At 61.7% G+C, this 18,544-nt stretch carries 25 protein-coding genes; 14 read left to right on the top strand and 11 right to left on the bottom strand.

From position 1 onward, the window contains the following. Positions 1 to 63 precede the first annotated feature (63 nt). Both M0654_RS10955 and M0654_RS10950 read left to right on the top strand, forming a co-directional pair. Positions 64 to 1,023, top strand: a complete 960-nt coding sequence (locus M0654_RS10955) for a YihY/virulence factor BrkB family protein (RefSeq protein WP_248683125.1) — start codon at positions 64 to 66, stop codon at positions 1,021 to 1,023. A 131-nt stretch (positions 1,024 to 1,154) separates the two neighbouring features. Beyond that, on the top strand, positions 1,155 to 1,544 hold the full coding sequence (locus M0654_RS10950; RefSeq protein WP_118848964.1) for a hypothetical protein: 390 nt from the start codon (positions 1,155 to 1,157) through the stop codon (positions 1,542 to 1,544). Between the two features lie 75 nt (positions 1,545 to 1,619). Here M0654_RS10950 and M0654_RS10945 read toward each other — a convergent pair whose 3' ends face one another. Further along, complete coding sequence (locus tag M0654_RS10945; protein ID WP_199925195.1) at positions 1,620 to 1,787, bottom strand: Thivi_2564 family membrane protein; 168 nt, start codon at positions 1,785 to 1,787, stop codon at positions 1,620 to 1,622. Positions 1,788 to 2,105: 318 nt separating this feature from the next. Here M0654_RS10945 and M0654_RS10940 point away from each other — a divergent pair, with 318 nt between their 5' ends. After that, the gene (locus M0654_RS10940) at positions 2,106 to 3,122 is read left to right on the top strand and encodes a magnesium transporter CorA family protein (protein ID WP_248683124.1); all 1,017 of its coding nucleotides are present in this window, start codon (positions 2,106 to 2,108) and stop codon (positions 3,120 to 3,122) included. Between the two features lie 96 nt (positions 3,123 to 3,218). Here M0654_RS10940 and M0654_RS10935 read toward each other — a convergent pair whose 3' ends face one another. The 3 genes from M0654_RS10935 to M0654_RS10925 form a co-directional block, all read right to left on the bottom strand. Next, the gene (locus tag M0654_RS10935) at positions 3,219 to 4,046 is read right to left on the bottom strand and encodes an aldo/keto reductase (RefSeq protein ID WP_248683123.1); all 828 of its coding nucleotides are present in this window, start codon (positions 4,044 to 4,046) and stop codon (positions 3,219 to 3,221) included. Positions 4,047 to 4,158: 112 nt separating this feature from the next. Continuing rightward, on the bottom strand, positions 4,159 to 5,196 hold the full coding sequence (locus M0654_RS10930) for an aldo/keto reductase (protein WP_248683122.1): 1,038 nt from the start codon (positions 5,194 to 5,196) through the stop codon (positions 4,159 to 4,161). Positions 5,197 to 5,219: 23 nt separating this feature from the next. Continuing rightward, complete coding sequence (locus tag M0654_RS10925; protein WP_248683121.1) at positions 5,220 to 6,407, bottom strand: MFS transporter; 1,188 nt, start codon at positions 6,405 to 6,407, stop codon at positions 5,220 to 5,222. Positions 6,408 to 6,521: 114 nt separating this feature from the next. Between M0654_RS10925 and M0654_RS10920 the strand changes: the two genes are divergently transcribed. The 3 genes from M0654_RS10920 to M0654_RS10910 all read left to right on the top strand — a co-directional run bounded on the left by M0654_RS10920 (position 6,522) and on the right by M0654_RS10910 (position 8,924). Next, entirely contained in the window at positions 6,522 to 7,415 is an 894-nt protein-coding gene (locus tag M0654_RS10920) for a LysR family transcriptional regulator (protein WP_248683120.1), read from the top strand. Positions 7,416 to 7,522: 107 nt separating this feature from the next. After that, complete coding sequence (locus M0654_RS10915; RefSeq protein ID WP_118848971.1) at positions 7,523 to 7,858, top strand: hypothetical protein; 336 nt, start codon at positions 7,523 to 7,525, stop codon at positions 7,856 to 7,858. Between the two features lie 181 nt (positions 7,859 to 8,039). Beyond that, the gene (locus tag M0654_RS10910; protein WP_248683119.1) at positions 8,040 to 8,924 is read left to right on the top strand and encodes a branched-chain amino acid aminotransferase; all 885 of its coding nucleotides are present in this window, start codon (positions 8,040 to 8,042) and stop codon (positions 8,922 to 8,924) included. Here M0654_RS10910 and M0654_RS10905 read toward each other — a convergent pair. From M0654_RS10905 to M0654_RS10895, 3 genes are read right to left on the bottom strand one after another with little or no spacing between them, the layout of a single operon-like run. After that, on the bottom strand, positions 8,885 to 9,208 hold the full coding sequence (locus M0654_RS10905; RefSeq protein ID WP_248683118.1) for a type II toxin-antitoxin system RelE/ParE family toxin: 324 nt from the start codon (positions 9,206 to 9,208) through the stop codon (positions 8,885 to 8,887). The genes M0654_RS10910 and M0654_RS10905 overlap by 40 nt on opposite strands. 5 nt (positions 9,209 to 9,213) lie before the next feature. Further along, positions 9,214 to 9,450, bottom strand: a complete 237-nt coding sequence (locus M0654_RS10900; protein WP_248683117.1) for a CopG family ribbon-helix-helix protein — start codon at positions 9,448 to 9,450, stop codon at positions 9,214 to 9,216. 47 nt (positions 9,451 to 9,497) lie between these two features. Further along, positions 9,498 to 10,229 (bottom strand): sulfite exporter TauE/SafE family protein, encoded by a 732-nt coding sequence (locus M0654_RS10895; protein ID WP_248683349.1) that lies wholly within the window; start codon positions 10,227 to 10,229, stop codon positions 9,498 to 9,500. A 305-nt stretch (positions 10,230 to 10,534) separates the two neighbouring features. Between M0654_RS10895 and M0654_RS10890 the strand changes: the two genes are divergently transcribed. The 4 genes from M0654_RS10890 to M0654_RS10875 all read left to right on the top strand — a co-directional run bounded on the left by M0654_RS10890 (position 10,535) and on the right by M0654_RS10875 (position 13,190). Then, a complete protein-coding gene (locus M0654_RS10890) occupies positions 10,535 to 11,137 on the top strand; it encodes a superoxide dismutase (protein WP_118848975.1) in 603 nt (200 codons plus the stop codon). A gap of 102 nt (positions 11,138 to 11,239) precedes the next feature. Continuing rightward, positions 11,240 to 11,956, top strand: coding sequence for a SatD family protein (locus M0654_RS10885; protein WP_248683116.1), 717 nt, complete (start codon positions 11,240 to 11,242; stop codon positions 11,954 to 11,956). Beyond that, positions 11,953 to 12,417: a hypothetical protein gene (locus M0654_RS10880; RefSeq protein WP_248683115.1), complete on the top strand. Its 465-nt coding sequence runs from the start codon at positions 11,953 to 11,955 to the stop codon at positions 12,415 to 12,417. The genes M0654_RS10885 and M0654_RS10880 overlap by 4 nt, the downstream gene beginning before the upstream one ends. Further along, complete coding sequence (locus M0654_RS10875; protein ID WP_248683114.1) at positions 12,414 to 13,190, top strand: metallophosphoesterase; 777 nt, start codon at positions 12,414 to 12,416, stop codon at positions 13,188 to 13,190. Before M0654_RS10880 ends, M0654_RS10875 begins: the two co-directional genes overlap by 4 nt. A 12-nt stretch (positions 13,191 to 13,202) precedes the next feature. On the opposite strand, the gene M0654_RS10870 is transcribed toward M0654_RS10875, so the two are convergent. After that, positions 13,203 to 13,901 (bottom strand): helix-turn-helix transcriptional regulator, encoded by a 699-nt coding sequence (locus M0654_RS10870; RefSeq protein ID WP_248683113.1) that lies wholly within the window; start codon positions 13,899 to 13,901, stop codon positions 13,203 to 13,205. Between the two features lie 134 nt (positions 13,902 to 14,035). Between M0654_RS10870 and M0654_RS10865 the strand changes: the two genes are divergently transcribed. The 4 genes from M0654_RS10865 (at position 14,036) to M0654_RS10850 (ending at position 16,624) form a co-directional block, all read left to right on the top strand. Then, positions 14,036 to 14,668, top strand: coding sequence for a LysE family translocator (locus M0654_RS10865; RefSeq protein WP_248683112.1), 633 nt, complete (start codon positions 14,036 to 14,038; stop codon positions 14,666 to 14,668). 155 nt (positions 14,669 to 14,823) lie between these two features. Beyond that, a complete protein-coding gene (locus M0654_RS10860) occupies positions 14,824 to 15,261 on the top strand; it encodes a c-type cytochrome (protein WP_248683111.1) in 438 nt (145 codons plus the stop codon). A gap of 73 nt (positions 15,262 to 15,334) precedes the next feature. Beyond that, positions 15,335 to 16,252 carry a cytochrome c gene (locus M0654_RS10855; protein ID WP_248683348.1) on the top strand — a complete coding sequence of 306 codons (918 nt, stop codon included), beginning with the start codon at positions 15,335 to 15,337 and terminating at the stop codon, positions 16,250 to 16,252. Positions 16,253 to 16,291: 39 nt separating this feature from the next. After that, on the top strand, positions 16,292 to 16,624 hold the full coding sequence (locus M0654_RS10850) for a type II toxin-antitoxin system HicB family antitoxin (RefSeq protein WP_248683110.1): 333 nt from the start codon (positions 16,292 to 16,294) through the stop codon (positions 16,622 to 16,624). Positions 16,625 to 16,635: 11 nt separating this feature from the next. Here the strand turns inward: M0654_RS10850 and M0654_RS10845 are convergent, their stop codons facing one another. The 3 genes from M0654_RS10845 to M0654_RS10835 form a co-directional block, all read right to left on the bottom strand. After that, positions 16,636 to 17,205 carry a DJ-1/PfpI family protein gene (locus M0654_RS10845; RefSeq protein ID WP_248683109.1) on the bottom strand — a complete coding sequence of 190 codons (570 nt, stop codon included), beginning with the start codon at positions 17,203 to 17,205 and terminating at the stop codon, positions 16,636 to 16,638. A gap of 22 nt (positions 17,206 to 17,227) precedes the next feature. Further along, on the bottom strand, positions 17,228 to 17,728 hold the full coding sequence (locus M0654_RS10840) for a GNAT family N-acetyltransferase (protein WP_248683108.1): 501 nt from the start codon (positions 17,726 to 17,728) through the stop codon (positions 17,228 to 17,230). Between the two features lie 390 nt (positions 17,729 to 18,118). Continuing rightward, positions 18,119 to 18,388: a hypothetical protein gene (locus M0654_RS10835; RefSeq protein WP_248683107.1), complete on the bottom strand. Its 270-nt coding sequence runs from the start codon at positions 18,386 to 18,388 to the stop codon at positions 18,119 to 18,121. Positions 18,389 to 18,544 lie beyond the last annotated feature (156 nt).

Genomic DNA, 18,544 nt, shown 5'->3' with positions numbered 1-18,544 from the left:
CGCAGGAGAGAAGGACCGGAAAACGTGGCGCTGGGGCAGGCTTTATCACCAAACGAAAAAACCATGGACGTGAGCAGGGGGCGCCAGGCGGCCACGCCGTCGGATATTCCCGCACGCGGATTGATGGATGTCTTCTGGCGTGTCTATGCCGGGATCACCGAGGACCGGATCATGCTGATCGCAGCCGGGGTCACCTATTACCTGCTGCTTGCGCTGTTTCCCGCCGCAAGTGCGCTGGTGTCCATCTATGGCTTCGTGTCGGATCCCGCGGCAATTGCCGACCGCATCGCCTTCCTCAGTGCCATCATGCCGGCCGACGCGCTCAACATCTTCCTCGACCAGGTGCGCGCACTGACATCCGAGCAGAACACGACGCTGTCGATCGCCCTTGTCGGCGGCTTGGCGCTTGCCATCTGGAGCGCCAACAACGGCATGAAGGCGCTGTTCGAAGCGATGAATGTCGCTTACGCCGAAACCGAAAAGCGCAACATCATCCGGCTGAACCTCATCTCGCTGCTGTTCACGCTCGGCGCGCTGCTGCTCGCCATCGTGGTGATCTTCGCCATGGGCGTCGTGCCGGCCATCCTCAAATATCTGTGGCTCGACCAGTGGACGGAAAACATCATCCGCTTCGTGCGCTGGCCGGTGATGATGCTGTTTGTCGGCGGCGGCATCATGATGATCTACCGCTTCGGCCCAAGCCGCGAACCGGCTCGGATGCGCTGGCTTACCTGGGGTGCCGCCTTCGCCACCGTCGCCTGGCTCGCAGCCTCGATGGCCGTCACCTGGTATCTCTCCAACATCGCCGACTACAACGCCACCTACGGCACGCTCGGCGCGCTGATCGGCTTCATGGTCTGGACCTGGATCTCGGTGATCATCGTCATCGTCGGCGCCGAGATCAACGCCGAACTCGAGCACCAGACGGCCCGCGACACAACGACCGGCCCGCCGCAGCCGCTCGGTGACCGCGGCGCCTATATGGCGGATACGGTCGGTGAGGATTCGGAGAGCAAGGCCTGAAGCCTTGCTCTCCGCTCCGCCACGGTTGAAAACCCTTTGCGGCGTAGCGCCGCATCGCACGAAAACCCTTGCGCTGCCATTCGCCTTCGGTATTACGTTAACGTGAACGTCAAAACGTGAGGAGAGAACTGATGAACGAGCTGGTATCGCGGGTTGCTGACAATGTCGGCATCGCCCCGGATGTCGCCGAAAAGGCGATCGGCATGATGCTTGGCTTCCTGCAGCGCGAGGCAGACGACGCGGCCGTGGCCAAGATGATCGAAGCGATCCCTGGCGCGCCGGAACTGGTTGCCAAGTACAACGGCGCAGGTTCGGGCGGTGGCGGCCTGCTGGGCGGCCTGATGGCAAGCCTCGGCGGCGGCGTCATGGCGCTCGGCCAGCAGTTGATGAGCCAGGGCCTTGGCATGGGCGAGATTACCGGCCTTGCCAAGCAGACCATGGCGGTTGCACGCGAGCACGCCGGCGACGAGGTTGTCGACAAGGTTGTCTCGTCGGTTCCGGGCCTTAGCCAGTTCGTCTGATCCTCGCATCGGATCCAGAAGAAACCAAAAGCCGCTGGCGGAACCGCCGGCGGCTTCTTTTTAGGAAGGCGGGGTCTAGAACACCGCCAGGTATTTCAGCAGCGAAATAATGCCGATGATGATGACGATGACGCGTGCGATCTGGCGCATGCGCGCATCGATCGGCAGCATGTTGATGAGATAAAGCACCAGAACGATCACCAGGAAGGTGATCAGGATGCTGATGATGAGTGATAGACCCATGAGCCCCAATCCTTGTCCGGCACATGATTGTACCGTCAGAGGGTAACTATGGGCGGATCAGTGAAAGAAAAGGGTCGTTGCAGATTAGGGTAAACGGCCTTGCTGACGCTTCAGATCGGCGTTGACTTTTCCCGCGTTGCGACCCATGTCTCCCCCTGAAATGGTGGCCCGGCCGGGTCCCGTTCTTTCCAAGGAAACAGAGAGATGAACCCCGACAGTCGAAGTTCGACGTCATCATACCCATTCGCTCGCCTGGGGCTCTGATCCTGTTTAAAAGGAGATGCGCTCCGGAGGCCAATGGCCCGAGAAGGAGCCGTCATGCTGCGTGTCCATGCCTATCACCTTGACCGTCTGGTTCCGGTTGTCGTCAGTTTGAGCGAGTCACCCGATGCGGGGGTGCCGGCGGAGCAGGCATCGCCCATCATCTGGTACGACCTCATTACGCCGACGCCGGAGGAAGAGCGCTTCGTCGGCGAACGCCTGGGCATCACGGTGCCAACCATCGACGAGATGGAGGACATCGAGCTTTCCGCCCGGCTTTACCAGGAAGACGGCGCGGAATTCATGACCATGACGGTTCTGACGCGCCCGGATGCCGGCACACCACGCAAGGTGCCGGTCACCTTCATCGTCAAGGGCCAGGTGCTTGTCACCGTGCGTCACGCCGAACCGCGTCCCTTCGATGCTTACCTGGCCCGCGCCCGCAAGCCGAACGGCACCGGCCTGCATTCCGGTTACGGCGAACTCATCATGACCGGCCTCATCGAGGCTGTCATCGACCGCATGGCCGACACGCTGGAACGGCTCGGGACCGAGATCGACGGCATCTCCCAGGAAGTATTTTCCGCCAAGCGGACGAAGGCCAACAAGAAGACCCGCGACCTGCAGGAACTCATCCGCGAGGTCGGCACCAAGGGCGAGTTCATCACCGTGGTGCGCGAAAGCCTTGTCAGCGTCAGCCGCGTCGTCGCCTATTATTCAGCGCTCGACGGCGTCGACCGCAAGCTGTCCAAGGAACTCCGCCAGCGCCTGAAGCTCCTGCAGCGGGATGCCACCTCGCTCGGCGACCACTCCGCCTTCCTGTCGGGCAAGATCAACTTCCTGCTCGACGCGACGCTCGGGCTGATCAACCTGGAGCAGAACCAGATCATCAAGATCTTTTCCGTGGCGTCGGTCGTCTTCCTGCCGCCGACGCTGGTCGCATCCGTCTACGGCATGAACTTCGCCTATCAGCCGGAACTCCAGTGGCATTACGGCTACCACGCCGCGCTCTGCCTGATGATCGTCTCGATGATCATGCCGTATCTTTATTTCAAGCGGCGGGGGTGGCTGTAGAGGTCGCCTCGGTCGCCCACGCCGCCGCAAGCTCCTCCGCAAAAGAAAATGCGCCGGAGGTCGTCCGGCGCATGCTTTCATCCAACAGACGAAAGATCAATCATCCCACTGCGGGGCCAGGTGGCCCGGGTTGACGATGCGGCCATCGGGCTTCGCGAGCGCATGCACCGCCTGCATTTCCTCCGCCGAAAGCTCGAAGTCGAAGACGTCGTAGTTTTCCGGCAGGCGCGAAATGGTCGCAGTTTTTGAAAGCGCAATCACCTCCGGCTGCTGGATCGCCCAGCGCAGCACCACCTGTGCAGCCGTCTTGCCATGCTTGGCGCCGATGTCCTTCAGCACCTCGTCCTTTGGCACCTTGCCGTCCGCCATCAGGTAATAGGCGGTGAGCGAGCTGCCATGCCGGCGCACGGCCTCGAGCACCTTCGTCTGATCGAGATAGGGGTGGTATTCAACCTGGTTCGTGGCGATCGGTGCATCCGAAAGCTTCACCGCCTCATCCAGCAGCGCGACGGAGAAGTTCGACACGCCGATATGCTTCACCTTGCCGGCCTTCACCAGTTCGTTGAGCGCGCCCATGCGGTCGGCAAGCGGCATCTCGCTCTGCGGCCAGTGCAACAGCAGCAGGTCGACATAATCGGTCTTCAGCTTCTGCAGGCTTTCATCCACCGAGGCGATGAAGGCGTCGTGGCCGACGCGGTCGCCCCACACCTTGGTGGTGAGGAAGATCTCCTCGCGCGCGATGCCGGAAGTCGCCAGCACCTCGCCGACAGCCGCCTCGTTCTTGTAGATCTGCGCGGTGTCGACATGGCGGAAGCCGAGCTTCAGGGCTTCCGGCAGCACGCGCGCCACGTCGTCGTCGGGCATGCGGAAAGTGCCGAAACCGAGAGCCGGGATATTGGCGCCATTGGCGTTGACATTGAACATTTGAAACTCCTGTGGGTCCCGGGCCTGCAATTGTTGATCTTGATGCCGGGGTAGGTGGGGCCGTTATTAGATGGACCGAATGCGTGGCGGATCAACCACCACGTTTTTGGGGTCAGCCGGCAATCGGCGGGTTGAGGCGGGCGAAGCCTTCCTGCCGGCGATAGGGGAAATGCGGATAGGGTGCGGTCACCGCACTCGCCTGGTCGAGCCGTGCTATCTGTTCGGCAGTGAGCGACCACCCGACGCTGCCGATATTCTGGCGAAGCTGCTCTTCGTTACGGGCGCCGATGATGACGGAGGATACGGTCGGTCGGCCGACGAGCCAGTTGATCGCCACCTGCGGCACGGTCTTTTCCGTCTCGGCCGCCACCTCTTCCAGCACGTCGATGACGCGATAAAGCAGTTCGGTATCGACCGGTGGGCCGAAGTCCGCCGTCTCGTGCAGCCGGCTGCCGGCCGGGATTGGCTTGCTCCGGCTGATCTTGCCGGTGAGGCGTCCCCAGCCGAGCGGGCTCCAGACGAGCGCGCCAAGCCCCTGGTCTTGGCCGAGCGGCATCAGGTCCCATTCGTAGTCGCGCCCGACCAGCGAGTAATACACCTGGTTGACGACATAGCGGGTCCAGCCATGCCGGTCGGCCGCAGCGAGCGATTTCATGATCTGCCAGCCGGAGAAATTGGACACGCCGATGTAGCGCAGCTTGCCGTCCTGCACGAGGCGATCAAGCGTCGCGACCACTTCCTCGACCGGCGTGGAGGCATCGAAGGCGTGCAACTGGAAGATGTCGATATGGTCGGTGCCGAGGCGCTTCAGCGCCGCCTCGACGGAAGCGATCAGCCGGGCGCGGGATGAGCCCCAGTCATTGGCGCCGTCGCCCATCGGCAGGCTGGCCTTGGTGGAGATCAGCACATCGGCCCGCCGGCCCTTGATCGCCTGGCCAAGCACCTCTTCCGAAGCACCGGCGGAATAAACGTCGGCTGTGTCGAACAGGTTGACGCCGGCCTCAAGGCAGATGTCGACGAGGCGGCGCGCCTCTTCCACGTCGGTTCTGCCCCAATGGCTGAACAGGGGGCCGGAGCCGCCGAACGTGCCGGCTCCAAAGCTCAAGACCGGCACCTTCAGGCCGGATGCACCGAGATTGCGGTATTCCATGGTCGTTACCCTTCTCTGGATCGTCATTCTGCCGGGCAGGCGAGGGCGGCTTCACGCGGCTCCTTGCGATCAAGCCGGATGGCAGCCGTAGCAACCGCAAGCGCCGCGAGCGGCACCAGGCCGGCCACCAGCGTCACCGCACCAAGGCCTGGGCCGTGGTCGATCACCGCGCCACCCAGCCAGGCGCCAATTGCATTGCCGAGGTTGAAGGCGGCGATGTTGAAGGAGGAGGCCAGCCCCTGGCCGGCACCTTCTGCCTTCTGGAGGACCCAGATCTGCAGGGGCGACACCGTGGCAAAAGCAGCGGCACCAAAGAGGCCGATGGCAATCACCGCAAGCACCGGCTGGTGGATGGCTGCCGTCATGGCAAGCAGCACGGCTGAGAGCGCAATCAGGCTTCCGATCATCGTCGGCAAGAGGTGCCGGTCGGCAAGCCAGCCGCCGAGAAGATTGCCCACCACCAGTCCGCCGCCGAACACGAGCAGGATCGGCGAAACCGCAGCTTCGGAGAACCCGGTGATCTGGGTGAGGATAGGCGCGACATAGGTGAAGCCCGCAAATACGCCGACCCAGGAGAGCACGGTGGTCAGCAGCCCGAGCAGCACGGCACGTCGGCGCAGGACCGCCAGAACGCTCTGGCCTCCTTCTTCGCCTGTCTCCGCCGGGCTGTCCCTGGGTACGAGAAGCGCGATCACGATGAAGGCGAGGATGCCGATCAGCGTTACGGCGAAGAAGGTCGAGCGCCAACCATAGGCCTGGCCGAGCCACGTGCCGAAGGGCACGCCAAGGATGTTGGCGACGGTGAGCCCGGTGAACATGACGGCGATCGCCGATGCCTTCTTGTTGGCCGGCACGAGGCTTGTGGCAACCACCGAACCGACGCCGAAGAAGGAGGCATGCGCGAACGCGGTCAGAACCCGCGCGGCCATCAGCGTCCAGTAATCCGGTGCCAGCGCACAGGCGAGATTGCCGATGGTGAACACCACCATCAGCGCCATCAGCAGGGTCTTGCGCGACCAGCGGCCGGAAATGGCGCCGAGGATGGGCGCGCCGATCACGACGCCCAGTGCATATCCCGAGATGAGCAGGCCCGCGGCGGAGATGGACACGCTGAGATCGGCGCTGACATCGAGCAGCAGGCCCATGATGACAAATTCCGTGACGCCGATTCCGAAGGCGCCCGCAGTCAGGGCATAAAGGGCAAGAGGCATGGGTATTTCCTTGGGAGGAGGAGATTGTCTTGGACGCAATATCGGCCCGGCTCACTTGCCTGTGTAGCGGCACAGGCGGATAATCATCTGTGAAACAAATTCACAGGTGGAACGATGGATAACCGCGCCGGTGAGATGGAAGTGTTTGTGCTGGCGGCGGAACTGCGCAGCTTTTCCGCTGCCGGGCGCAAGCTCAAGCTTTCCCCATCCGCCGTCAGCAAGCTGGTGACGCGGCTCGAAAACCGGCTGGGCACCCGGCTCGTCGTGCGCTCCACCCGCCTCCTGCAACTGACACCGGAGGGCGAGACCTATCTGGCGCGGGCGCAACGGATCCTCGCCGAGATTGCCGATACGGAAGAGGTGGTTTCCGGCGGTGGCCGGATGCGGCCGCGCGGACCTCTAGTGGTCAATGCCTCCGTCGGTTTCGGAGAGCGTTACATCCTGCCGCTCGCTGGCGAGTTCCTGCGGCTTTATCCGGAGGTGCAACTCGACGTCACGCTGACCGACGATACGGTCGACCTGATCCGCGAGCGTATCGACATCGCCATCCGTCACGGGCCGCTGCGGGACTCGTCACTGATGGCAAGGCGGCTTGGTGAAAGCCGCCAGGTCGTCATCGCATCGCCGGAATATCTCGCGCGGCACGGCACGCCGCAGGTGCCGGAAGAGCTTGGCAAGCACAACTGCATCAACTTCAACTTCCGCCGCTCGGTCGAAGGTTGGCTGTTCCGCGATCCCGCCACGGGCCAGCGCGTGATTCTGCCGGTCTCTGGCAGCCTCAAAGCCAGCAGCGGCTCGATCATCCGCCGCTTTTGCCTTAACGGACTCGGCATCGGCCGGGTCGGCCGTTTTCATGTGGAGCCGGATATCACGAGCGGTCGGCTTGTGCCGGTGCTGGAAGACTTCAACGCCGAGGATACCGAACAAATTCATGCCGTTTACGCCGGGCATGAACATCTGGCGGTGCGGGTTCGCGCCTTCATCGACTTCCTTCAGGAGCGGCTTTGACCGAGGCCGGCAGCGACCCGAACGTTCGCCTCAGTGACATCATTGCCACAAAACCGCCTTGCTTAGGTCTATTTCCGGACCCACATCCGCGAGCAGGAGATTTCAGCATGAATCAGCAACTGAACGAAATCATTGCCCGTATCCGGACCGAGGTCAGCGCCGATTCCGCAAGTCGTCCTCATCTGACGGTTGCGACCGAAGAACTTCGTCTCATCCTCCAGAGCCTGGAAATGCTTCATTCGGAGAAGGAAGAGCTGCGTCGCAAGGCGGAGCAGCAGGCGGAGGTCGTTGAAGCCGTCGAAGTCTTCATTGCGGCCTATCGCGACAAGTACAAGAACTATGGCAGCGGCGGCATCCGCCCGAGTGCGGTCTTCCGCCGTGAGGTCAGCATGATCTGGGCGGCGATGAACGGTCGCCAGCTTGCCACCGAGATGAGCTTCTAGACGCCGATTTTGAACTGGTGCATCACAGCCTTTGAGAACTGCCCCCCTCGGGCGGGCGATCGCTTATGATCAAATTTTGTGATGACTCATTTCATATTGTCGCTTGACCTGCCGCTCCGGCCAAGCCTTCACTCACCGCGAATTTTCAAGACGACAATTTTGCAGACCCAAGGAGACTAGCATGTCCGTCGACACCACCCCGCGCTCGACCACCTGGACCTATGTGGAGGGGGAATGGCTGGAAGGTAACCCGAAGCTGATCGGACCGACCTCCCATGCCATGTGGCTCGGGACCACCGTGTTCGACGGCGCCCGCTGGTTTGACGGCATCTCGCCCGACCTCGACCTGCACTGCCAGCGAGTCAACCGCTCGGCCACCAACATGGGCATGAAGCCCACGATGGAGGCCAAGGAGATTGAGGCGCTGGCGCTCGAAGGCGTGCGCAAGTTCGATGGCAAGACGGCGATCTACATCAAGCCGATGTACTGGGCCGAGCACGGCATGCCCTACAGCGTGGTAACGGCCGATCCGGAATCGACCCGCTTTGCGCTTTGCCTGTTCGAAGCGCCGATGCACACTGCAAAGCCGTCGTCGCTCACGGTTTCGCCTTACCGCCGCCCGAACCCGGAAGTCGCCATGACTGGCGCCAAGACGGGCAGCCTTTATCCCAACAGCGGCCGCATGATCATGGAAGCCCGCAACCGCGGTTTTGACAACGCGCTCGCCCGCGACATGAACGGCAATGTCGCCGAAACCGCGTCCTCGAACATCTTCATGGTCAAGGACGGCGTGGTGATGACGCCGATCGCCAACGGCACTTTCCTTGCCGGCATTACGCGCTCGCGCGTCATCGGCCTGCTGCGCCAGGCAGGGCTCGAGGTGCGTGAAACCACGCTGACGGTCCAGGACTTCATGGATGCCGACGAGATCTTCACCTCCGGCAACTATTCCAAGATCGTGCCGGTGAACCGCTTCGAAGACCGCCAGCTCCAGGAAGGCCCGGTCGCCCGCAAGGCGCTTGAAGTCTACATGGACTGGGCTCGCTCCAAGACCAGCGATCTTTGAGCCTCATCGGGCCATTCGCGTGCACCGTGCTGGACGAACAGGACTTCGACCTGCTCTTCGGTGACGCGATAGGCCACGATGTAAGGCGTACCCGTCACCACGAACTCGCGCGCGCCCTTTATCTTGCCCGATCGTCCCATGAAGGGATTGGCGGAAAGGGCGCGCGTTGTTCTTGAATGGATGGCATTCACCACCCGCGCGGCAGCGCGAGCATCATGTGAAGTGGTATAGTCGCCGATGGTGGAGAGTTCCTGCAGATAACGTCTGGTGAAGACGATCCGCATGCGGCTCAGATGCCGCTATATTTGTTCAGGACCGCAGTGATTTCCTGCTCGCTGACAAAGTCCCCATTGTCCGCATCGGCAATGCCGGCCTCGACGCCGGCAACCCACTTCTCCTGCCATGCAAGCGAACGGCCATGCGCCAGTGCATCCTCGATGATCTGCTCGCGTGTCAGCCGCGATCGCGCCGCCAGCTGATCAATCCGGCGGCTCAGGTCTTCAGAGATTTGCAGGTCTTGGGCCATGGGTTAATTCTGCCATATCCCGGCATCAGGCGCCAGCCTTTCACCCGTTACATGAACCGCACGGCAGCCGTGCCGATGATGATAAGCGACACGGCGATCATCAGCGGCTTCACGGGCAGCCTTTTCACCACCAGCGCCCCGATCGGCGCCGCCAGCACACCGCCCAGGATAAGGCCGAGCGCCGAGGACAGTTCCGACCAGCCAAGCGTAATGATGAAGGTCGCCGAGATCACGGTCGTCACCGCGAACTCGGTGAGGTTGGTGGAGCCGATCACCTTCTTGGCGTCGTGCCCACGCCCAAGCAGCGAACTGGTGACGATCGGCCCCCATCCGCCGCCACCCATGGCATCCAGCACGCCGCCGCCACCACCCACGAACGGCACGATCCAGTCATGCACGTCGCGCGGAAATTTCGGCTGGAAGGCCTTGTAGAGAATGTAGAGGCCGACGGCGATGAGGTAGGCTGAAACATAGGGCGCGATTGCATCGCCATCGATGTTGGACAGCGCGTAGGCGCCGATCGCCCCACCCACCATGCCGGCCGGCGCCAGCCGGATGACGAGCCGCCAGTCGACATTGCGCTGGTAGAGGTGAGACAGGCCGGAGGCGGCGGTGGTGAAACACTCGGTCACATGCGTCATGGCGCTTGCGGCCGCCGGCGCCACCCCGACGCTCAGGAGCGCCGTCGTGGTCAACACGCCAAAGGCCATGCCAAGTGCTCCGTCGACGATCTGAGCCAGGAAACCGATAAGCACGAAGATCAGGAAATCGGACGTCAGAAAGTCGAAGGACATGCGGCATCCTCTGAGGGTTCGGCGTCCGCCTTCAATTCGTCGCATGGGAGAAAAGTTCCTGCCGCATCGGCGGTCCTGGCCGGGCATGCCGTCTTCCGGCGTCACAAAACCGCCTCCGCCCGGCTCTCGGCAGATAACCCGTTCGTCCTTTCGCGTTGGCGGGTTAGCGGGAAAAGTCTTGGTGAAAAGCCCCCCATTTTTGGCAAGTTCACCGTTGCCTCTTGTGGCCCGCGCACCTATGTTCCCGCTCAACCCTTCCACACACGTGGTTGCTGAAGAGGAGTAAACCCATGGCTTTCGAACTTCCCGAACTTCCCTACGATTACGAAGCCCTTTCGCCCTACATGTCGAAAGAGACCCTGGAGTTCCACCACGACAAGCACCACAAGGCCTATGTCGACACGGGCAACAAGCTCGCAGCCGAAGCCGGCATGGCGGACCTCTCGGTCGAAGAAGTGGTGAAGAAGTCCTACGGCACCCACCAGACGCTGTTCAACAATGCGGCCCAGCACTACAACCACATCCACTTCTGGAAGTGGATGAAGAAGGGTGGCGGCGGCACCTCGCTGCCGGGCAAGCTGCAGGCTGCGATCGACAGCGATCTCGGTGGCTACGACAAGTTCAAGGCTGACCTCATTGCCGCCGGCACGACCCAGTTCGGCTCCGGTTGGGCCTGGCTTTCGGTGAAGGACGGCAAGCTTGCCATCTCCAAGACCCCGAACGGCGAAAACCCGCTGGTTCATGGCGCAGAGCCGATCCTCGGCGTCGATGTCTGGGAACACTCCTACTATATCGACTACCGCAACGCGCGTCCGAAGTACCTCGAAGCCTTCGTCGACAACCTGATCAACTGGGACTACGTGCTCGAGCGCTACGAAGCGGCCACGAAATAACCAGTCCTCATTGGTTTGATGAAACACCCGGTGCTGCAGAGCCCCGGGTGTTTTTGTTTGCAATGGAGAGCTAGCCTCGATGTAACCGTGTTTGGGTCAAGAATGAAATTGACCCAAAACCGGTTACATCTTATGTTTGACCCTATGTCGGGTCAGGAAAAGAATTATTTCGCGGTCTTGATGGGCGATCTCGTGAACAGCGAGAAGGGCGCCTCGGCGGAATATCACGCTCGCTTCAATGATGTAGTCGAGCAGCATAACAAACATGCCCGTCGCGTCCTGGCGTCTCCCCTTACGATCACCCTTGGAGACGAATTCCAGGGGCTGACGAGGTCCCTCGTGGCTGCAGTCTCCTTGGCTCGCGATATCCGATACGACCTCATGGACCACGCAATCGACTGCCGGTTTTCGGTTGGTGTGGTAGACCTTCAGACACCTCTCAATACGAAGAACGCCTGGAACATGATGGGGCCAGGTCTGGCGAAGACCCGCGCAAAGCTAAACGATAAGGGCTCGAACAATAGATACCGCTTCTCGATCCTCGGCCAGCCTCTTCTAGAGCAGATGTTGGAAGCCTGTGGTGCAACACTGACGGTGATCGAGCAAAGCTGGACGCAGACTCAGCGCCTCGATATCCGGGCGCTTCTTAACGGGGCAACGCCCAACAAGATCGCCAAGGGCAGGGGCGTTTCCGTACACAGTGTTTACAAGGTTCGCGCATCAGGTAACTTCGAACTGTATCTGACCCAGTGGGATGCGATAAACGAGGCGCTTGCAGATCTTGACGAGATGTTCTCCATGAACAGGCCGGACGCATGATCCATGCCTTTATCTATAGCGTTCTGGGACTGCTGCTTTTGACCTATGTTGGCAATGTGATCTGCCGCGGTATCTTCAAGATCACGGGGCTCGCTGCCGCGACCGCGCATGTGCCCGCGCCAGATTATCGGGCCGGCAGAGTAATAGGTATCTTAGAGCGGTTGATCCTTGTCGCCGGGATCATGCTCCAGAGCTGGGAAATCCTCGTTGCCGTTATCGCACTTAAGACCGTTGCTCGGTTTCAGAAGATGGATCAGCGGGAATTTGCCGAGTACTTCCTGGTTGGATCGCTGTTCAGCATCCTCTGGGCACTCCTCGTGACTGGTGCCTGGTCTGCCTATGACCAGCACGTTGGCATTAATCTTCGCCAGACGGTTCGTGAGTTGCTCAGTACGGAGCAGCCGCTAGCCCAACGTACCAATCGGCCAGATCTGCCTGCAAATGCAAACGCGGATACATGACGCACACCACACCCATCCTTCGCTTCGGCGTCCTTGCCGACCGGCAATATGCCGATGCCGAGCCGTGGCTGCTGCTTGATCGCCATTATCGCAACAGCCTGAAGAAGCTTCAGGACGCGATTGCGGTCCTCAATGCCGAGGACCTCGCCTTCGTCGTCACGCTCGGTGACCTGATCGATCGCGATTGGCAGAGCTTTGGCCCGGTGCTGGAGGTGTACAGGACGCTGCGCCACGAAAGCATCCTGCTGCCCGGCAACCACGATTTCTCCGTCGCGCCGGAGTGGTTGGGAGAGGTGCATGCGCGGCTTAAAATGCCGCATGCCTGGCATCATTTTGCCCGCGGCGGCATCCGCTTCGTGGTCATCGATGGAAACGAGGTGGCGGCCGAAGGCAAGCCGAACGCCAAGCAGTGGAACGGCGGCATCGGCGCCCAGCAATTTGCGTGGCTGACGGAGGTGCTTTCCGAGGCCAAGAAGGCCGGCGAGAAGGTCATCGTTTTCGGGCATTACCCGCTTTATCCGGAAAACGAGCACAATCTCTGGGGTGCCGAACGGCTCACCGAACTTTTTGCGCGCTCAGGCAATGTCCTGGCATACCTCAACGGCCACAACCATGCGGGCAATCTCGGCCGCCACGGCTCCACCTGGTATGTGAACTTCAAGGGCATGGTGGATACGGAGCACGAAAACACCTTTGCGGTAGCCGAGGTGTTTCAGGACCGGATCGAGATCATCGGTTATGGCCGCAAAGAAAGCCGAACCTTGCCGCTCTAGTCGAAGAGCACATCAGGAGGCCTCGGCGGGACTTGTGTTCCACCCGTCGATCCAAAGCGCCCGCAGCCGCTCCCCGTCGCCGCGGAAGAAGTCGTCCACCAGCTCGCAATGCTCCACCCGGTCGGCGCGGAAGTTGCGGATCGCCTGGCGCAACTCGCACCAGGCAACGATGTTGGCGGTCTGCGAATAATAAACCAGCGCGATCGGCCGGATGGTGCGCTCGGTGGCGCGGGCATATTCGTCGCGATAATCGAGCGCCAGCTTCTGCTCGTTGCGGATCGCCCGCCGCACGGTGGCAAGATCAACAGCCTCCGGCGCAGGCACGCCGCTGCCCCAGGCATGCAGGGCATTGCCGGAAAAAAGCTCAGCCAGCGGCGGCGGAAGGGCGGCGGCAATCTTGCGGTTCACCTGCTTGGCCGCCTGTTTCAGCCCCATGTCCCCCGTCCGGTCAAGCAGAGCCAGCGCCAGCACGATCGCCTCCGTTTCCTCGATCGACAACATCAGCGGCGGCAGCGTGAAGCCGGGCCGCAGGATGTAACCGATGCCGCGTCCGCCTTCGATCGGCACGCGCATCGCCTGGAGCGCTGCGATATCGCGATAGATGGAGCGCGGCGTTACCTCCAGCTGTGCGGCAATCTCCGCAGCCGTCACCGGCTTGCGCGCCAGCCGCACGATCTGGATGATTTCGAACAGGCGCGAAGCCTTGCGCATCGTTTTTTCTCCGCCCGACGCCAACGCAACTGACATCAGGCTGTCAGTTGGCCAACTGTATAGGAAGCCACATCCACCATGAAAGCAAGGCTTCCCGCAGCGAAGCCCGGATGATGCGAGGCTGGCATACTGACATGACCTATACCGAAAACCTCTGGCTGTTCTTTACCCTGCTCTTCGGCATCATCGTCGTGCCGGGAATGGACATGATCTTCGTGCTCGCCAATTCGCTGACACGCGGCAGGGCGGCGGGGCTTGCCGCCACGGCGGGCATCATGGCGGGCGGCCTGGTACACTCGCTTTACGGTGCGCTGGGCGTCGGCCTGCTCGCGCATCTCATGCCGGTGCTGTTTCGACCGCTCCTGGTCGTCGGCGCGCTCTACATGGCCTGGATCGGTTTCAGCCTGCTGCGCAGCTCCATCACCGTCGATCATGTTGGCCCCGCCCAAACCCGCAGCCACCGCGATGCCTTCCGGCGCGGCATGGTGACCTGCCTCATCAACCCCAAGGCCTACCTTTTCATGCTGGCCGTCTATCCGCAGTTCCTGCGGCCGGAGTTCGGGGCACTGGCGCGCCAAGCAACGGTGATGGCCGGTATGACGGCGGCGACCCAGCTGCTTGTTTATGGTGGCCTGGCGGTCGCCGCCGGGCGGGCGAGGGAACTGCTGGTTGGCAACAGCACCGCCACCATCTGGGTCGGACGGACCGCCGGCCTCCTGTTGATCCTCGTTGCGTTCATAACCCTCTGGGAAGGCGTGGCGGGATAAGGCCTGGTCGTCTCCTCTGAGCGAACACTGTGTTCACACCTGGCATCGAAATCCGCCGTGGGCCTGACAGAAACGTGACTTCTGTCGGCCTCATAAGCTTGTCATCATGTTGGGGCAGTATGTCGCAGTTCGCGATCTGAATGAGGAGCATTTTCATGAAGTTTAAGGGTCTTGCCGTGGCCGCCACGGCTCTTTGTCTGGGCTTTACCGGCGTTGTCGCGCAGGAGACACCCGTTGCAAAGCGCGAACAGATGATGAAGCAGATCGGCGGCTCGCTGGGTGCTCTGAGCGGCATCGCCAAGGGCGAGAAACCCTATGACGCAGAGGTCGTGAAAACCTCGCTGACGACGATCAGCGCCAATATCAAGGCCTTCCCCGACCAGTTTCCCGAAGGCTCGCAGGAAAATTCGGCGGCCGCCCCGGCAATCTGGGAAAACAACGAAGACTTCCGCGCCAAGGCGGCCAAGCTCGGCAGCGACGCCGATGCGCTTCTCGCCGCCATGCCAGCCGACCAGGCAGGTGTGCAGAAGGCCATGCAGACGCTTGGCGCAAGCTGCGGCGCCTGCCACCAGACCTACCGCCTGAAGAAGTAAGACCTCTCCTCTTAAACAACGGTCGCCGGTTCGCGCGGCCGTTGTTGCTGGAGGAGACGGACGGAGAATGAGCATGGCCTCCATCTGGGCTAAGATCCTTGGTGCCTGCATCGTCGTCGCGGCGGCCGGTGCTGCAACCGCGTGGGCTCTGACCAAGCCCGATCCGCATCATGCCTCCCATTGGGATGGTCTGGGCGAACCCGACCTAGCCAAGGGCGAGCAGTTGTTCTGGGCAGGTGGTTGCGCCAGCTGCCATTCGGCCGAGGGGGCGCAGGGCGATGCGGTGAAGGTATTGAGCGGCGGCCGTGCGCTGGCGAGCCCCTTTGGCACTTTCACCATTCCCAATATATCGCCCGATCCCAAGGCCGGTATCGGGGAGTGGACGCTGGCCCAGTTCGGTGATGCCATGACGCGCGGCGTCGGCCGCAACGGCGAACATCTTTACCCGTCCTTCCCCTATGGCTCCTACGCCCGCCTGTCGCCGAGCGATATCAACGACCTCTTCGGATACCTGAAGACCCTGCCGGCAAGCGACAACGTCGCGGCGGGCCATGACCTGCAGTTTCCCTACAATATCCGGCTCGGCGTCGGGGTCTGGAAATACCTTTACCTGAATGACCAGCCGCGAGTGACCCTGGCATCTACCGACGACAAGCTGAAGCGTGGCCAGTTCCTCGTCGAAGGGCCCGGCCATTGCGGCGAATGCCACACGCCTCGAGACAGCATGGGCGGTTTCCTGTCGGGTAAGTGGCTTGCCGGTGGTGCCAATCCGGAAGGCGAGGGGCGCATCCCCAACATAACTCCGGCTTCGAAGAGTATCGGCTCCTGGAGCGAGGACGACATCGTCAATTACCTGGAAACCGGCTTCACGCCTGAGTTCGACACCGTTGGCGGCTCCATGGTGGAGGTTCAGCAGAACCTCGCCCACCTACCGAAAAGCGACCTCGAAGCCATCGCCGCCTATCTCAAGGCCGTGCCAGCTGTCGAATGAGCCGCTTGCACAAAACCTGATCCGATTGGGAATTAAGCCATGACCAATGTGATGACCTACAAAGGTTATTCCGCTCGCATCGAGTTTGATGCCGAGGACGAAATCTTCGTCGGGCGCCTAGCAGGCATCAACGATGGTGTCGGTTTTCATGCGGACAATGTCGAGGAACTGCGGACTGCCTTCCACGAATCCGTCGATGACTACATCGAAACCTGCGCCAAGATCGGCAAATCACCTGAAAAACCTTATTCCGGCAAGGTGATGTTCCGCATCGATCCTGAAGTCCATGCGCGGGCAGCGCGGGCCGCGGAACTTGCGGGCAAGAGCCTCAACGAATGGGCAGGGGAAGTGCTGGCCAAGGCCGCCGGTTAAAGCCGCCAGCTTCACCGGTGCTCGGCGGAAAATGGTGCCAGTTCCTCTTCCGCCGTGGCGTTCCAGAGCCCTAAACCCTTCAGCACTTCCACGGTGAAGGTATAGGGTGCCGTGCCGGCCGCGGTCACGACGCCGCCATCGGACACTGCCTTCGGTCCAGCAACGTATAAGCTTGAGCCGGCATAGCCGGGGTGCTGCTGGTGTGATTCGAGCCGGTTGCCGGTGTGGCGAACCTCGTTGAGCACGCCCGCACCGGCCAGCGCGCTCGCGGCAGCACAGATGCCGGCGGCCATCCTGTTCTCGGCGCGGAAGGCGCGGATCAACTCATCCAGTCCTGGCGGCACTACGTTCTTTTCCCAGGCAAGCCCGCCGGGCACGACAATCGCATCGAACGCGTGCGGCTCTATCTCCGCGAAAGACAGATCCGGCGTCACATGCAGGCCACCCATGGAGGAGACCGGTCTGCCATCGGCTGTTGCGGTCTTAACCGTCACATCGAGATAGCTGCGCGCCACCGCCATCAGAAGCGCGCATTCCCAATCCGCAAATTCTGGCGTCAGAGCCACCACGATCGCCGTCATGTCACCCTCCCAGAGTGCGACGTCAGGCAATCGCCTGCATATAGCGCATGCCGGTCACCGGGCGCGGCTTGAAATCCATCTGTTCGTAGAAGCGGTGCGCGGCAAAATTGCCGGTGGCGGCGCTCACCGAAAGGTAGCCGCATCCGGCATTGCGGGCAATTTCGCGGGCGCGCGAAACGAGATGCTGGCCGATCCCGTGGCCACGGTGGCCGTCGCGAACGAAGAGATGGTGCAGGTCCATGCCGCGGCTGCCTTCCTGGGCGCGATAGAGCGGCACGAGGATCGCGTAACCGATCAATCCGGCGCCGGTATCGGCCACGATGGCGTTGATCCATGGCACGGGCCCGAAAAGGTCGCGCTCGAGCTTTTCCGGCGTCATCGTCACCTGGTCGTTGTGATGGGCAGCAAGCGCTGCGATCATCTCGTTCAACTCCGGCAGGTCACGGGGCTTGGCGGCGCGGATCGTCACCACGGCGGGGCGCGGAAGTGTTTCTTCGGTATCTTCGATCGTCTGGGGGCACATGGCCGGCATTCCTTTTTTCGGTTTGATCGCCGTCAGGTGCCGGTTGAAACAACAAAGCCGCCTGACGGCGGCTTGTTGACATGGTGAACTGTCGGGCCGCCTTTTACAGGAAGGCCCAAAAATACGAGCAGGTGGTGGTGGTGCGCGTGTTCATCATGGGCAGATCAATGCTCCCAGATGCAGATGTTGTCAAGCGCGTTGGTAAAGAGGGCCGTCATTGGGGCGAGGCGATGGTTCGCTGGTGGCGACCCGAAAAGGGCAGGGCAACAGGGCCTGCCGCCAGGGCGAGAAACCGGAGCTTATCCCCTTGCGAGGGGAGGGCGCGTTGTATATCGCTGCCGCGGTCAACGGCGCGCGTGAACGCCGCTGATGCGGCGAGGATCAGACGCCTCAAGCGTCGGCAAATTCCTGGTAGCGGCTTTCGACCCAGTCCTGCGAAAGCGCGGGTGCCTGCACCTCGGGGGTATTGGCATCTGCGGCTTCCATGACCCAGAGCGCCTTGGCGAGCGAGGTCGAGAACAGGGTGCTGCTGCCGGTAATCGCGTTGGGCGACCGGCTGACCTTCTGGGTCTCGCTTTGCTGGGCTTCCTCGGTCTTGCGCTCGGGAGCCTGGGTTCGGTTTGGATACTGGTAGCCGCTGTGGCCGCTATCAATCTTCATGGCTAAACGCCCGCTTGTTCAATAATTTAACGAAGCGTTAACCCTCGAAGCTTGCGTCAAGCTTGCGCGAATGACGTTGTTTTGCGGTGGGCCTCTTGACAGTTTTGGGGCGTTAGACATCCGGCGGGCGAGTTGCTGCTTCGCCCGCCCGCATGT

The organism is Neorhizobium turbinariae, from assembly GCF_023223505.1.
In the GTDB taxonomy this organism is placed as follows: Bacteria; Pseudomonadota; Alphaproteobacteria; order Rhizobiales; family Rhizobiaceae; genus Neorhizobium; species Neorhizobium turbinariae.
Note: the sequence above shows the minus strand (reverse complement) of the source record. Positions and strands in the feature narration are given on the sequence as shown.